The organism is Kineococcus mangrovi (genome assembly GCF_041320705.1).
In the GTDB taxonomy this organism is placed as follows: domain Bacteria; phylum Actinomycetota; class Actinomycetes; order Actinomycetales; family Kineococcaceae; genus Kineococcus; species Kineococcus mangrovi.
The window spans coordinates 168,207-182,683 of sequence record NZ_JBGGTQ010000001.1 but is presented as its reverse complement, the minus strand read 5'-3'; the positions used below and the strand labels follow the sequence as shown (position 1 = coordinate 182,683).

The 14,477-nt window shown below is 76.1% G+C and carries 12 protein-coding genes; 3 read left to right on the top strand and 9 right to left on the bottom strand.

From position 1 onward, the window contains the following. Positions 1 to 47 precede the first annotated feature (47 nt). Entirely contained in the window at positions 48 to 1,046 is a 999-nt protein-coding gene (locus tag AB2L28_RS00815) for an LLM class F420-dependent oxidoreductase (RefSeq protein ID WP_370716822.1), read from the top strand. On the opposite strand, the gene lipB is transcribed toward AB2L28_RS00815, so the two are convergent. From lipB to AB2L28_RS00800, 3 genes are all read right to left on the bottom strand, one after another. After that, positions 1,009 to 1,656: a lipoyl(octanoyl) transferase LipB gene (gene lipB, locus AB2L28_RS00810; RefSeq protein WP_370717253.1), complete on the bottom strand. Its 648-nt coding sequence runs from the start codon at positions 1,654 to 1,656 to the stop codon at positions 1,009 to 1,011. The genes AB2L28_RS00815 and lipB overlap by 38 nt on opposite strands. A gap of 202 nt (positions 1,657 to 1,858) precedes the next feature. Next, positions 1,859 to 2,593, bottom strand: coding sequence for a Type 1 glutamine amidotransferase-like domain-containing protein (locus AB2L28_RS00805; protein WP_370716821.1), 735 nt, complete (start codon positions 2,591 to 2,593; stop codon positions 1,859 to 1,861). After that, on the bottom strand, positions 2,583 to 3,911 hold the full coding sequence (locus AB2L28_RS00800) for an NAD(P)/FAD-dependent oxidoreductase (protein WP_370716820.1): 1,329 nt from the start codon (positions 3,909 to 3,911) through the stop codon (positions 2,583 to 2,585). The genes AB2L28_RS00805 and AB2L28_RS00800 overlap by 11 nt, the downstream gene beginning before the upstream one ends. Before the next feature lie 68 nt (positions 3,912 to 3,979). On the opposite strand from AB2L28_RS00800, the gene AB2L28_RS00795 reads away from it, so the two are divergent. Then, positions 3,980 to 5,740, top strand: coding sequence for a protein kinase domain-containing protein (locus AB2L28_RS00795; RefSeq protein WP_370716819.1), 1,761 nt, complete (start codon positions 3,980 to 3,982; stop codon positions 5,738 to 5,740). A gap of 12 nt (positions 5,741 to 5,752) precedes the next feature. Here the strand turns inward: AB2L28_RS00795 and AB2L28_RS00790 are convergent, their stop codons facing one another. The 5 genes from AB2L28_RS00790 to AB2L28_RS00770 all read right to left on the bottom strand — a co-directional run bounded on the left by AB2L28_RS00790 (position 5,753) and on the right by AB2L28_RS00770 (position 12,458). Next, positions 5,753 to 6,643, bottom strand: a complete 891-nt coding sequence (locus tag AB2L28_RS00790; RefSeq protein WP_370716818.1) for a TIGR01777 family oxidoreductase — start codon at positions 6,641 to 6,643, stop codon at positions 5,753 to 5,755. A gap of 93 nt (positions 6,644 to 6,736) precedes the next feature. Then, the gene (gene sucB / locus AB2L28_RS00785) at positions 6,737 to 8,590 is read right to left on the bottom strand and encodes a 2-oxoglutarate dehydrogenase, E2 component, dihydrolipoamide succinyltransferase (protein ID WP_370716817.1); all 1,854 of its coding nucleotides are present in this window, start codon (positions 8,588 to 8,590) and stop codon (positions 6,737 to 6,739) included. Positions 8,591 to 8,658: 68 nt separating this feature from the next. Then, a complete protein-coding gene (gene lpdA, locus AB2L28_RS00780) occupies positions 8,659 to 10,038 on the bottom strand; it encodes a dihydrolipoyl dehydrogenase (RefSeq protein ID WP_370716816.1) in 1,380 nt (459 codons plus the stop codon). 217 nt (positions 10,039 to 10,255) lie between these two features. Next, positions 10,256 to 10,636, bottom strand: coding sequence for a hypothetical protein (locus tag AB2L28_RS00775; RefSeq protein WP_370716815.1), 381 nt, complete (start codon positions 10,634 to 10,636; stop codon positions 10,256 to 10,258). A gap of 319 nt (positions 10,637 to 10,955) precedes the next feature. After that, positions 10,956 to 12,458, bottom strand: coding sequence for a leucyl aminopeptidase (locus AB2L28_RS00770; protein WP_370716814.1), 1,503 nt, complete (start codon positions 12,456 to 12,458; stop codon positions 10,956 to 10,958). Positions 12,459 to 12,480: 22 nt separating this feature from the next. Between AB2L28_RS00770 and AB2L28_RS00765 the strand changes: the two genes are divergently transcribed. Continuing rightward, positions 12,481 to 13,176 (top strand): GNAT family N-acetyltransferase, encoded by a 696-nt coding sequence (locus AB2L28_RS00765; protein ID WP_370716813.1) that lies wholly within the window; start codon positions 12,481 to 12,483, stop codon positions 13,174 to 13,176. Here AB2L28_RS00765 and AB2L28_RS00760 read toward each other — a convergent pair. Continuing rightward, positions 13,128 to 14,312 carry a nicotinate-nucleotide--dimethylbenzimidazole phosphoribosyltransferase gene (locus tag AB2L28_RS00760; RefSeq protein WP_370716812.1) on the bottom strand — a complete coding sequence of 395 codons (1,185 nt, stop codon included), beginning with the start codon at positions 14,310 to 14,312 and terminating at the stop codon, positions 13,128 to 13,130. The genes AB2L28_RS00765 and AB2L28_RS00760 overlap by 49 nt on opposite strands. Between the last annotated feature and the right edge of the window lie 165 nt (positions 14,313 to 14,477).

Here is a 14,477-nt window from a genome sequence, read left to right as displayed (position 1 = left end):
CCGACCCTGCCAGAGGCCGGACCGGCCCGGGGGGACAGGATGGCGGTGTGGACCTCCGCATCTTCACCGAGCCCCAGCAGGGGGCTTCCTACGAGACCCTGCGCCGGGTCGCCGTCACCGCCGAGGAGACGGGTTTCTCCGCCTTCTTCCGGTCCGACCACTACCTGACGATGGGCGGCGACGGGCTGCCCGGCCCGACCGACGCCTGGACGACGCTGGCCGGGCTGGCCCGCGACACGAGCACCATCCGCCTGGGCACGCTCGTCTCCTCCGCCACCTTCCGTCCCCCCGGGGTGCTCGCGATCCAGGTCGCCCAGGTCGACGAGATGTCCGGCGGCCGCGTCGAACTCGGTCTGGGCTCGGGCTGGTACGAGGAGGAGCACCGCGCCTACGGCATCCCCTTCCCGTCGCTGGCCGAGCGGTTCGACCGGTTCGAGGAGCAGCTCGCCGTGATCACCGGCCTGTGGGGCACACCGCCCGGCGAGACGTTCTCGCACCAGGGGCGGCACTACGCGCTCAGCGACTCCCCGGCGCTGCCCAAACCCGCGCAGGACCCGGTGCCGGTGGTCGTCGGCGGGTCGGCGAAGCGTCGGGGGGCGGCGATCGCGGCGCGGTACGCGCACGAGTTCAACGTCCCCTTCTCCTCGGCGGACGAGACCGCGCAGCGGTTCGAGAGGGTCCGGGCCGCGTGCTCGGCGATCGGCCGGGACCCGGGCACGATGACGTTCTCGGCGGCGCTGCTGCTCGTCTGCGGGCGCGACGAGGCCGAGTTCACCCGGCGCGCGCGGGCCATCGGCCGGGAACCGGCGGAGGTGCGGGAGAACGGCATCGCCGGGACGGTCCCCGAGGTCGTCGAGACCATCGGCCGGTACGCGCAGGCCGGCGTGGAGCGGCTGTACCTGCAGGTCATGGACCTGTCCGACCTGGACCACCTGGAGCTCGTCGCCGCGCGCCGGGGGCGACCCCGCCCACGCGTCCGCGCCGGAGCTCCTGCCCCCGGGGGGCCGGTCAGCCGGGCAGGTCGGCCGCCGGCAGCAGCTCGGTGACGACGTCGGCGGCCGCGAGGACGTCCACCCGGCGCCCCGCGCGGGCGCTCAGCGACGTCGCGCCCGCGTCGGGCAACCCGCACGGCACGATGCGGGAGAAGCCCAGCAGGTCGGTGTCGCAGTTCAGCGCGAACCCGTGCGTGGTCACGCCCCGGGCGACGCGGACGCCGATCGCGGCCAGCTTGTTCTCGGCCCGCCAGCCCGGCGCGAGCGGGGTGTCGGCCGCCCACACGCCCGTGCGGTCCTGCACCCGGTACCCCTGCACCCCGAACCGGGCCGCGACCGCGATGAGCAGCTCCTCGAGCCGGCGGACGTAGCCGACGACGTCGAGGGGACCGCGCAGCCGGACGACGGGGTACCCCACGAGCTGACCCGGTCCGTGCCAGGTGATCCGCCCCCCGCGGTCGACGTCGACGACCGGGGTCCCGTCGTCGGGACGCTCCCAGGAGTTCGTGCGCCGCCCGGCCGTGTAGACGGGTTCGTGCTCCAGGAGCAGCACCGTGTCCGGCGCCTCACCGGCGACGACCGCGGCGTGCAGCCGGCGCTGGGCCTCCCACGCCTCGGCGTACGGCACCCGGCGCTGCCCGAGCCCGTACCGCTCGACGTGCAGCTCCCCGCCGCCGGGCGCGGGACCTGCGGGACCGCTCGGGCGGTGCGGGTGCGCGGGAGCCTGCGTCACCCCGGCAGCCTACGTCGCGCGCACGACCCCCGGGCGAGCCCGTGGACCCGACGGGTGCGGTGCGTCCCCGGGAGGGCCTCCTGCTCGCGTGCCGCCCCCGGGGGACCTGCGCGGTCCGTGCCGGACGGGGGACCTAGCGGGGGAGCAGGCGCGGCTCGAGCCGGGTCTCGGTGACCCCGTCCCCGTCGCGGCGCACGACGTACGCACCCTTGCCGGCCACCTCGGTGACGGCCTCGACGAGGTCGGTGCCCGCGTAGACGAGGCCGACGCCGTCGTCGGTGCAGTGCGTCTCCCCGAGCACGCCGCGGCCGACGAGGTGGTGGACGAACGGCCGGCGGGCGGCCTCGGAGTCGTGGTGGACGCCGTTGCCGTACGGCAGCAGGCCCAGCCCGTCCGTCACCGGTCGCAGGTCCGGCCCGAAGGAGTCCGTCGTCCCGCCCCGGAACCAGCAGATCGAGCCGGCGCTGACGCCGCCGAGCACGACACCGGCCTCCCAGGCCGCCCGGAACGCCTCGTCGAGGCCGTGCACCCGCCACACGGCCAGCAGGTTCACGACCGAGCCACCGCCGACCCAGACGACGTCGGAGGCGAGGAGCTGCGCCGCGGGGTCGGCGACGCTGGGCAGGGGGAACAGGTCCAGGACGGTGGTCCGGAACCCCGCCCGGCTGCCCGCCGCGTGGACCTCCGCGGCCCACGTGCGCTGGTCGCCCCCGGCCGTGCCGAGGTAGGTCAGCCGCGGCGCCCGCCCGGCCGGGACCCGGGCCAGCTGCACGGCCAGGTGCGCCGTGCCCGCCCAGTCGACCCCGCCGAGCTCCCGCCGGGTCCAGCCGCCGGACGTGGCGACGATCGTCGGGCGTTCAGCCGGCACGGGCGGACCTGCTGCGCGCGAACGTCTTCGTCAGCACGGCGTCGGCCGCGCGCCGTCCGGAGACCAGCGCCCCCTGCAGCGAGGCGTTCTCGCGGTGGTCGCCGGCCACGAACACGCCGTCACCGACGTCGACCGGTCGCGACCCCTCGAACGGCGGCGCCACGACGGGCAGGGCGTGCGGGATGGAGTGCGCGGCGACCCGCGTCCACTCGGCGGTGTGCGCGCCGTACACGCGGGCCAGCTGCTCGCGCACGCGCTGCTCCATGTCGGAGCCGGTGTCGGCGCCCAGGACCTGGGCGCTGACGAGCGCGCGGTGCTCCGACCCCGGCTGCAGGTAGCCCGGGGCGACGGCGGAGACGACCGCGGTGTTGACGACCGGCCCGCGGCGGTCGCCGTCGAGGTGCAGCAGCTTGGCCCGCGACTGCGGCGCCGGCGAGGACGGGGCACCGAACCAGAACGTCGACAGCGCGCGGCTGCCCGGCACGTCCAGCGCGGGCACGAGGTGACCGGCGCTGTGGGCGTCCGTCGCCACGACGATGGCGTCGCAGTTGATGCCGCCGCCCGCCGTCTCGACGACGAGGGAGCGGGGGGCCAACCCGATGTGCCGCACCGTGACCCCCGTGGCGACCGACCCCGCGGGCAGCCCGGCGGCGAGCTGGTCGGGCACGGCCTGCATGCCGGCCGCCGGCAGCCCCGGCGTCCCGCGCAGGAAGGTGCGCACGAGCAGGTCGACGAACCGGCGCGAGGTGGTCCCGTCGACCTCGCCGAGCACCCCGGCCAGGAACGGCTCGAGCACCGCCCAGCGCAGCTCCCCGTGGACCTCGGCGGCGTCCAGCCCGTCCGACCAGCCCGAGTCCGGGTCCTTGAGGTCACCCGCGGAGGTCACCGCCAGCAGCCAGCGGGCGACGGCCGCCTTCTCCCGGGCCGACCCGAGCGGGAAGCGCAGCGCCTGCAGGACGGCCGTGGGGTGCCGGCGCGGGTCGCGCAGGGTGGCGACCCGGCCGCCGCGGTGCACGGCCACGCCCGCGTCGAACGGCTGCAGGTCCAGGGCGTCGAGGTCGAGGACCTTGCCGACCTCCGGGTACGCCGGGTTGAGCAGCTGGAAGCCGCGGTCGACGCGGAAGCTCCCGATCGTCTCCGACCGCACGCGGCCCCCGACCGTCTCGGCCGCCTCCACGACCAGGACGTCGACGCCGGCCGCGTGCAGGTGCCGCGCGCAGACGAGGCCGGCCAGGCCCGCGCCCACGACGACCACCTCCGCGGACGTGCGCACGGGGGTGGGCGGGTGGGTGGTCTCGAGGGAGGTGCCAGCGGTCACGAACCAGAGCGTATCGACCCTGTGGACAACCAGCGCGGCAGTCCCCGCGCGTGCGCCACCCTGTCCGGGTGACCCTCTCCGAACCCCTCACCGGGCCCCTCGGGCCGCGCACGCCCGCGTCCGGGCCGGGGCGGCAGTGGCGCCGGGAGGCGTTGTCCGCGCTCGGCGACGACCCGCGCCGCCGACCGCCCGTGGTCGACGGGTACGCCGTCGGCCGGCTCCTGGGGGCCGGCGGGTCCAGCGTCGTGTGGGCCGGGACCGGGACCGACGGGGTCGAACGTGCGCTGAAGGTGGTCTCCACGCCGGCGGGGGAGGCGGGGGACGGGGGCGGTGGTGAGGCCGGCCTGCTCGCCGAGCTGTCCCTCCTGCGCCGCGTTCGGCACCCGCGGGTCGTCGCGGTGCACGACATCTCGACCGACGGGCAGGGGCGGCCGGTGCTCGTGCTGGACCTCGCGGCGGGCGGCTCGCTCGCGGGTGTCCTGGCCCAGCGGCGGCGGTTGTCGGCGGGGGAGGTCAGCGGGCTGCTGCACGTCCTCGGACCGGCCCTGGAGGACCTGCACGCCGCCGGGGTCGTCCACGGTGACGTGGCCCCCGGCAACGTGCTGCTCGACGCGCGCGGGGAACCGCTGCTGGCCGACCTCGGCGTGTCCCGCGCGCTGGGCCGCCGGCACGGCAGCGTCCTGGGCACGCCCGGTTTCGCCGATCCGGCAGCCCTGGCCGGTGAGGGGGTCGGTGCGGCCTCCGACGTCTACGGCCTGGCCGCGCTGGCGTGGTGGGCCCTGACCGGTGAGGTGCCCCCGGCCGCCGGGGCCCTGGGGGCGCGGCAGGCGCACCGGCGCGCCGTGGCGGGGCTGCCGGCCGGTGGTGCCGCCGTCCTGTCGGCCCTGCGGGAGGGGTTGCACCGCAAGCCGTCCCGTCGACCGACTCCGGGTGAGCTCGCCACCGTCGTCACCGCGGCCGCGCGGCCGCGACCCGTGCGCGGTCTCGGCGTCCCCGGGACGGCGGCGCGCGCACCGCAGGGCCCCCCGCCGCCGCCGCCGGGCGTCACCCACCGGTTGGCCGGGGACGTCGCCGGTGCGGCGCAGGACCCCGAGGACGGCGGCACCGGTCGCCGGCGGCAGGCCGGTCCGGGCTCCCCGGCGGCACCGGGTGGGGGCCCGGCACCTGCGCGGCGCCGTGCGGCGCCCGGACGGGGCGCCACCCGGGTCCGCGGGGTCCGGAGCCGGCGGTCGCTGCTGGTCGCCGGCGCGCTGCCCGTGGTCGCCGGCGCCGCCCTGGTCCTGGCGCTGCACGACCCCACGACCCGGACGCCGGCCACCACCGCCGCACCGGCCGGCACCGCCGCGCCACCGGCCGGCTCGGCGCAGGCCCCGGCACTGGTCACCGACCCCGCGGCACCGTCCGAGCCGGGGGCGCCGGTGGGGCGCGAGGGGCTGGGCGAGGACGAGGTGCTGCGGGGGGACGATCCCCTCGCGGTGGTGACGGCGCTCGCCGACCGGCGCGCTGTCGCCCTGTCCTCGGGGGAGGCCGGGGCGCTGGAGGCCGTCGACGTCCCCGGGTCCGCGGCGCGGGCGGCCGACGAGGCCGTCCTCACCGACCTGACCGCGAGCGGCACGACCTTCGAGGCGCTGGCCTTCGACGTCCGGCAGGTCCGCGAGACGGCGCGGACCCCGGACCGGTGGGTCCTGGAGGCCGACGTCACGACCGCCGAGCACGTCGTCGTCTCCTCCACGGGAGCGCGCACGACCGTCCCGGCCGGGGACCCGCGCACGTCCCGCCTGACCCTCGAGCGCGTCGAGGGGGAGTGGCGGGTCAGCGCCGTCGGGTGACCCGCCGCCGGGTCAGGCCCGGGCGAGCCAGCCGGTGACGGCGGTGACGTCGGGGTGGCGGAACGTGAAACCGTGCTCCAGCAGGACCGACGGCACGACCCGCTGGCTGGCCAGGACCTGCCCGGCGAACTCGCCGAGGGCGAGCCTGAGCGCGAACGCCGGGGCGGGCACGAGCGAGGGGCGGTGCAGCGCCGCCCCGAGCGCCGTCGTCAGGGCCGTGTTCGTCGCCGGTTCGGGGCAGGTGAGGTTGGCCGGGCCCGAGACCGGCTGGGTGAGGAGGAACTCGAACGCCGCGAGCTCGTCCGGCATCGTGATGGGGCTCCACCACTGCCGGCCGTTGCCGAGCGGACCGCCGAGCCCCAGCCGGAAGAGCGTCAGGAGCTGGCCGAAGGCGCCGCCGACGGGGTTGGCGAGCAACCCGGTCCGGGCCAGCGCGACCCGGACCCCCGCCGCCGAGGCCGGTTCCGTGGCGCCCTCCCACTGCGCCACGACGTCGGCGAGGAAGTCCTCCCCGCGCGGGGAGTCCTCGGTGAGCACAGCCGAGCCGCCGTCGCCGTACGCACCGATCGCCGAGGCGTTGACGAGCACCTGCGGCGCCTCGTCGAGCCGGAGCAGGGCGCCGACCAGCGTGGAGGTCGAGTCCAGGCGCGAGGACAGGATCGTCCGCTTGTAGTCGTCGGTCCAGCGCTCGTCCCCGACACCGGCCCCCGAGAGGTTCACGGCCCCGTCGACGCGGCCCAGCGCGCGGGGGTCGAGCTCCCCGCGGGACGGGTCCCACGTCACCTCCTGCGGTTCGCGCGCCGGCCGGCGCACGAGGGTCAGGACCTCGTGGCCCGCCCCCCGCAGGTGCGCCACCAGGTGTTGACCGATGAGACCGCTGGCCCCGCTGACGACGATGCGCACGTGAACACTCCAAGGTGGTGGGGACGGGAACGGGGACAGCCCCGCCCCTGCTGCGGGGACGGGGCTGTCGGTGGGCGGGTCAGGACGAGCGGGTCAGAGCCCGAGCTCACCCTCGAACTCGCCGGCCTCGATGCGCTTCTTGACGGTCTGCAGGAAGCGCGCCGCGTCGGCCCCGTCGACGATCTGGTGGTCGTAGGACAGGGCGAGGTACATCATCGAGCGCACCGCGATCGTGTCCTGGCCGTCGGCGTCGGTGAGGACGACGGGACGCTTGACGATCGCGCCGGTGCCGAGGATGGCGACCTGCGGGGCGTTGAGGATCGGGGTGTCGAACAGGGCCCCGATGCTGCCGGTGTTGGTGATGGTGAACGTGCCGCCGGACAGGTCGTCCGGGGTGATCTTGCTGGCCCGCGTGCGGGCGGCCAGGTCCGAGATCTTGCGCGCCAGCCCACCGAGGTTCAGGTCGCCCGCGTCCTTGATGACGGGGGTGATGAGGCCCTTGGGGGTGTCCACGGCCATCGAGATGTTCTCGCTGCCGTGGTAGACGATGTTCTCGCCGTCGATGCTGGCGTTGAGCGAGGGGTGCTGCTTGAGCGCCTCGACCGCGGCCTTGACGAAGAACGGCAGGAACGTGAGCTTCGCGCCCTCGGTCGCGGCGAAGCCGTCCTTCGCCCGTGCCCGCAGCCGCGCCACCTTCGTGACGTCGACCTCGATGACGGTCGTCAGCTGCGCGGAGTTCTGCAGCGACTCCTTCATGCGCTGGGCGATGACCTTGCGCAGGCGCGACATCTTCTCGGTGGTCCCGCGCTTGGGCGAGACCTCCGCGGCCGGGGCCTTCGCGGTGGACCCGGACGACGCGGCCGGCTCCTGCGCGGGTGCCGGGGCCTGCTGCTGCGAGGCCTTGGCGGCCTCGGCCGCCTGGTCGGCGGCCTCCTGCACGTCCTGCTTGCGGATGCGGCCACCGACACCGGTCCCCTTCAGGGAGGACAGGTCGACCCCGAGGTCCTTGGCGAGCTTGCGCACGAGCGGCGTGACGTAGGTGCTGCCGCCGGTCGACTCCGCCGCGGCCGAGGCCTGCGGGGCGGGGGTCGACGGGGACTGCTGCGCGGGCTGCGAGGGCTGGGACGGCGCTGCGGCGGGCTCGGCGGAGGACCCGGACGACGGCTGGGTGGAGGACTCGGCCTGCTGCTCGGCGGAGGCGCGCTCCTGGACCTCGTCGGCCAGCGTCCCCTCCTGGGCCGAGGTGTCCTGCGCGGGAGCGTCCTGGGCGGGGCTGTCCTGGGGGGCGGGCGCGCTCTGCGCCGAGGCGTCACCGACGCGGGCCAGGTCGGCACCCACGTCGGCGGTCTCGTCCTCGCCCACGAGGATCTCCAGCAGCGTGCCGGCGACGGGGGAGGGGATCTCGGTGTCGACCTTGTCGGTGGACACCTCCAGCAGCGGCTCGTCGACCTCGACGCTGTCGCCGACGGCCTTGAGCCAGCGCGTGACGGTGCCCTCGGTGACGGACTCGCCCAGCGCCGGCATCTGCACGGCCTGACCGGACCCGGACCCGCCCGAGCTCGGTGCGGTCGCCGCGGCGGGCGGCTGCTCGGGGTCGGGCTCCTGCGCCGACTCCGGCGCGGACTGCGCGTCCTGCGTCGAGGGCGGGGTCGGCTCCTCCTCCTGCTGGGGGGCCGGGGCCGCGTCGTCGGAACCGCCGCCCTGCTCGGACTCCTCACCGATGCGGGCGAGGTCGGCACCCACCTCGGCGGTCTCGTCCTCGGGGACGAGGATCTCCAGCAGCGTGCCGGCGACGGGGGAGGGGATCTCGGTGTCGACCTTGTCGGTGGACACCTCCAGCAGCGGTTCGTCCACGGCGACGGTGTCGCCGACCTGCTTCAGCCACCGCGTGACGGTGCCCTCGGTCACGCTCTCACCGAGAGCGGGCATCTGCACCGAGTTCGACATCTGTTCGGTTCTCCTCACGGACGGTCTCCGGCGCCTGGGGGACGCCGCGGGTTCAGGGGGTCGGTCGGCTACGCGTGCGAGTGCAGGGGCTTGCCGGCCAGCGCGAGGAAGGCCTCGCCGACGGCCTCGTTCTGCGTCGGGTGCGTGTGGACGAGGTTCGCCACGTCCTGCGGGTAGGCCTCCCAGTTGACGATGAGCTGGGCCTCGCCGACCTGCTCGCTCATGCGCGACCCCACCATGTGGACGCCGACGACCGGACCGTCCTTCTGGCGCACCAGCTTCACGAAACCCGTGGTGCCGAGGATCTGGCTCTTGCCGTTGCCGCCGAGGTTGTACTCCAGGACGTCGACGTCGCCGTACTTCTCCCGCGCCTTGGCCTCGGTGAGGCCGACCGAGGCCACCTCCGGTTCGCAGTAGGTGACCTTGGGGATGCCCAGCTCGTCGATCGGCTGCGGGTCGAGCCCGGCGATGTCCTCGGCGACGAAGATGCCCTGGGCGAAGCCGCGGTGCGCCAGCTGCAGGCCGGGGACGATGTCGCCGACGGCGTAGACGCCCTCGACGTTGGTCCGCAGCCGTTCGTCGGTGAGGACGAACCCGCGGTCCATCGTGATGCCCTGCTCCTCGTAGCCGAGGCCGGCGGTGTTCGGGCCGCGGCCGACGGCGACGAGCATGAGGTCGGCCTCGAAGGTCTTGCCGTCCTCGAGCTTCACGACGACACCGCTGTCGGACTGCTCGACACCGGCGAAGCGGACGCCCAGCGAGAACGCGATGCCGCGCTTGCGGAAGGCCCGTTCGAGCGCCTTGCTCGCGGCCTCGTCCTCCAGGGGCACGAGGTGGGGCAGGGCCTCGACGATGGTGACTTCGGCGCCGAAGGAGCGCCACACGCTGGCGAACTCCACGCCGATGACGCCGCCGCCGAGGACCACGACGCGCTCGGGCACGGTGTCGAGGGCGAGCGCCTGCTCGCTCGTCATGACCCGGCCGCCGATCTCGAGGCCCGGCAGGCTGCGGGAGTACGACCCGGAGGCCAGGACGACGTGCTTGCCGACGTAACGGGTGCCGTCGACCTCGACGGTGTTCTTGGCGACCAGCTCGCCGGTGCCGGCCACGAGCTCGACCTTGCGGGACTTCACCAGACCCTGGAGGCCCTTGTGGAGGCGGGAGACGATCCCGTCCTTGTACTTGTTGACGCCCGCCATGTCGATGGAGTCGAGGCTGGCGCGCACGCCGAACGTCTCGGACTCGCGAGCGGTGTCCGCGACCTCGGCCGCGTGCAGGAGGGCCTTGGTGGGGATGCAGCCGCGGTGCAGGCAGGTCCCTCCCAGCAGGTCCTTCTCCACGAGGGCCACGGAGAGCCCGAGCTCGGCGGCGCGCAGGGCGGCGGCGTAGCCCCCACTGCCTCCCCCGAGGATGACGACGTCGTACTCCTGCCCGGCGGCACCTGCCACGAAATGCTCCTGAGGTCGGCTTGTGCTGGTGACTGCTCCGTCGCGATCCTCTCACCACGCCTCCGGCGGAGCGCGAGGGGGGCGCCGCGGTGCGTCCGCCGCGACGGGGTGGGCGTGGGACCTGACCCCGAACGCGCGGACGGCACCTCTCCCGGCAGGGGGGAGGTGCCGTCCGACCAGCTCGTGTCGGGGGGTGCCGAGCTCGGGTCCGGCTCGCTCAGCGCTCCTTCTCGGCGGTCCAGGACTCCTTGCGCTCGACCGTGCTCTCCTTGCGGGTCACGACCGACTCCTTGCGGGTGACCGTCGACTCCTTGCGGTCGGTGGAGCTCTCCTTGCGGGTGACCGTCGACTCCTTGCGGTCCGTGGAGCTCTCCTTGCGGTCGGTGGAGCTCTCCTTGCGCTGGGTGTCGTAGGAGCCCTTGAGGCCGGGGGCCGTCTTCGTCACCGTCAGGGTGGCGGAGGGGGCGGCGGAGGCCGAGGCCGCCGCACCGAGCCCGCCGCCGGCGATGACGGCGGCCGCGGTGAGGGAGAGGGCTGCCGTGCGGGCGAGGCGCTGCAGGGGACCGCGGGCGGCAGAGGTGGTCTGACGGGTGGACATGGTGCCTCCGTGACGTGTGCCCCGGTGCACACCGGGGAGTCTGGTTGAGAGAACCGGACCGGTCGGATGTGACGCCCCCGAACTAGGCCGTCACGGTGAGCATATAGGTAGTTGCTCATCGTGTGCGGAGCCCGAGGGGCGAGGATCACCCGTCTGGAGCAGTCGAGCCGTCGCGGCCCCAGGAAGGTGTGGTGAATCCCTTGCGGCACAATGCTTCGGGGTCCGGAAACGATCCCAGCCGATGACCGGTCCGGATCCCCCCGGTCCGTTCCCGGTCAACGGGCGCCCCCCTTTCGGGGGACCCCCCGACCTCCACCGGTCAGCGGCGGGCGTGGTCCTCCGCGAGCGCGACCAGGGTGCGCACCGCCACGCCGGTGCCGCCGCGGTGCGTGTAGCCCCACGGCTCACCCGTGGCGAACGCGGGACCGGCGATGTCCAGGTGCGCCCACGGGATCGGTGCACCGGCCGGGCCCGTGCCCACGAACTCGCGCAGGAACACCGCGGCGACGAGCATCCCGCCCGCCCGGTCACCGATGTTCGCCAGGTCGGCGACGGGCGAGTCGAGCGTGGCGCGCAGCTCCTCGGGCAGCGGCATCGGCCAGAACGACTCCCCGGCACGTCCGGCCGCCGCGAGCACGGCCGCCCGGAAGGTCTCGTCGTTGCCCATGACGCCCGAGACCCGGTTCCCCAGCGCGACCACCTGCGCCCCCGTGAGGGTGGCGACGTCGACGATCGCGTCGGGCTGCTCGTCCGAGGCCGCGACCAGGGCGTCTCCCAGCACGAGGCGACCCTCGGCGTCGGTGTTGAGCACCTCGACGGTCGTCCCACCGAACATCGTCAGGACGTCGGAGGGGCGGATCGCCGTGCCCGAGGGCATGTTCTCGGCCACGGCCAGCCAGCCGGTCACCTTCACCGGCAGGTCGAGCTCGGCGACGGCGCGGACGGCGGCGAGCACGGCGGCGGCCCCCGACATGTCGCTCTTCATCGTCTCCATGCCGGCCGCCGGCTTGATGGACAGACCGCCGGAGTCGAACGTGATGCCCTTGCCGACGAAGGCGAGGTGCCCCTTCGCCCGCGCCGGGGCGTGCTCCAGCACCACCAGGCGGGGCGGGCGGGCGGAGCCCTGGCCGACGCCGAGGATGCCGCCGTACCCGCCGGCCGCGAGCGCCTCCTCGTCCAGGACGCGCACGGCGAGCGACGTGCCGGCCGCCGCCTGCGCGGCGGCCTGCGCCAGGTCCTCGGGCGCGAGGTCGGCGGGGGCGGTGTTGATCAGGTCCCGGGCCGTGTGGACGGCGGTGGCGACCACGCCGGCGCGGTCGACGGCGGCGCGCAGCGCCTTGTCGCGGGGCTTGTCGACCAGGAGCGTCACCTCGGCGACCGGCTCGCGCGTCGCGGCGCGGTAGCGGGTGAAGGCGTACGCGCCCAGGGCCGCGCCCTCGGCGAGGGCCGCGGCGGTGACGGCGTCCGGCACGGGGAGGGCGAGGGCGACGCGGCGGTGCCCGGCGAGGGCGCGCACGGCCGCACCGGCGGCGCGGCGCAGCGCCTCGGCGTCGGGGTCGGCCCCCGTCCCGGCCAGGGCGACGAGCCTGGTGCCCAGCCCCGCGACACCCGGCACGAGGTGGACCTGACCGGCGGCGCCCGTCGCCCCCAGGGCCCCGGCGGCGTCGACGAGCGCCGAGCGGGTCGCGCGGGGCAGGTCCTCACCCCCCAGCAGGACGGGGGCGGCGGACTTCGCGCCCGCGGCGGCGGGGGTCAGCCCGAGCACCAGGGCGTCCACCGACACGCTCTTGACGGACTTGCTGCTGAGGAGGAGACGCGGCACCCGGGCACCTTAACGTGACCGCGTGCGCGCAGTCGGGGACGAGGGGGCCGGGACCGAGCAGGAGGTCCGGCCGGGGGTCCGGTGGCGGTCCGTCGTGCCCGCGGACGCCCCGGTGCTGTCGGACCTGTGCCGGCTGACGGGGGACAGCGGTGGCGACGCGAGCGGGCGCACGGCCTTCCCGGGCCTGCTCGGCGACGTCTACGCGACCCCGTACGCGCACGCCTACCGCGTCGAAGGGGTCTCCTTCGGCACGCTCGTCCTCGACGTGCAGGGGCCCGCCGGCTACCTCCTGGGCTGCCTCGACACCGCGCGCTTCGAGGCCTGGCGCGAGGAGCACTGGTGGCCCCCGCTGCGCCGGCGCTACCCGCGTCCGGAGGACGGGTACGTCGGCACCTACGACGAGCCGCTGCTGCGGACGGTCCACGAGGGCGTGCGGCCGGACCCGCTGTGGGCGCGGCGGCCCTCGCCCTTCCCCTCCCACCTGCACGTCGACCTGCTGCCCCGGCTGCAGGGGCGCGGGGTGGGCCGGTTGCTCGTCGAGAGGCTCTGCGCGCAGCTGGCCGCCGCGGGCTCGCCCGGGGTGCACCTCGGGGTCTCGGCCGCCAACCCCGGTGCGGTGGCGTTCTACCGCCGCACCGGGTTCACCGAGCTCGACCGCTCGCCCACCGGTCACACGTTCGGGCGGGTGCTCTCCTCGCCGGGACCGGCCTCGGGCTGAGGCTCGGCCTCGGCCTCGGCCTCGGCCTCGGCTTCGGCCTCGGCTTCGGGCTCGGCTTCGGGCTGAGGCTCGGGCTCGGCTTCGGGGAGCGGCGGCAGCTCGGCCTCGTCGGCCGCCGCCAGCGCCTGCGCCGCCCGCAGCACCCCCACCGCGGCCAGCGCGCCGGCCCCGCCGCCGCGGCCGGCCCCGAGCTCGAGCACGGGAGGCAGCTTGAGCCGCTCGGAGGCCAGCGCCTGCGCCGGCTCGGCCGTGGCCGCCCCGAGCCGCCACCACTTCTCCGCCCCCGGGACCCCGCGCGAGGCCAGCAGGGCCGCGGCGGTGCCGAGGCTGCCGTCGAGCAGCACCGGGGTGCGCCGCGCGGCCGAGCGCAGGAGGAACCCGACGGCCGCGGCGACGTCGGCGCTGCCCACGGCCTGCAGGACGGCGGTCGGGCGCGTGGCCAGCTTGCGGCCGCGGCGGACGGCGTCGCGCACCGCCGCGGTCTTGCGCATCCAGGCGTCGTCGTCGATCCCGCTGCCGCGCCCCACGACGTCGACGGCGCCCTTGCGCAGGCACACCGCCACCACCGTCGAGGCGACGGCCGTGGCGCCCACGCCCAGGTCGCCCAGCACCAGCAGGTCGACCCCGGCGTCGACCGCGGCGTCGGCCACCGCGGCCCCCGCGCGCACCGCGTCCTCGACCTCGGCCTCGGTGAGGGCGTCCTCGCGGGCGATGTCGCCCGAGGGGTGCAGCGCCCCGGCCAGCACGGACGCCGGGACGTCGACGGGCCCCCGCGCGCCCCAGTCCACCCCCACGGCGTGCACCTCGACCCGGGCGCCGACCTGCGCGGCGAGGGCGGCGACCGGCCCGCGCCCGGCGACGAGGTCCCGCACGGCCGAGGCGGTCCAGCCCGGCTCCAGGCGCGAGATGCCGCGCGCGGCCACGCCGTGGTCGCCGGCGAACACCACGAGGCGGACGCGGTCCAGCGGCACGGCCACGTCCCGGTCCTGCGTCCCGGCCAGCCAGCGGGCCAGCTCGTCCGCGCGGGAGGCCGGCAGCAGCGGCGCCACCCGGCGCGGGCGCGCCTCGGAGGTGTGCGGGGACCGCAGGCCCTCCGCGATCTCGCGCAGGTTCAACGGCCGCGGGCCGTCGGTCATCGGGACTCCTCGTGGTCGGGGCGGTGGTCGGGGCGGGACAGCACCGGTGGTGCCCCGGCATGCTCCCACCCGCCCACCCCCGTCAGGGCCCGCCCACCCGTCCGGCGGGTCGTCGTCCGGTGGTCGCGTCACGGCGCTCTTGTGGGGTGCGCACGCACCCGCCTA

Coding starts and splice junctions, on each gene's coding strand:
- sucB (WP_370716817.1), bottom strand. CDS start 8,590: ATGTCGAACTCGGTGCAGATGCCCGCTCTCGGTGAGAGCGTGACCGAG.
- AB2L28_RS00775 (WP_370716815.1), bottom strand. CDS start 10,636: ATGTCCACCCGTCAGACCACCTCTGCCGCCCGCGGTCCCCTGCAGCGC.
- AB2L28_RS00760 (WP_370716812.1), bottom strand. CDS start 14,312: ATGACCGACGGCCCGCGGCCGTTGAACCTGCGCGAGATCGCGGAGGGC.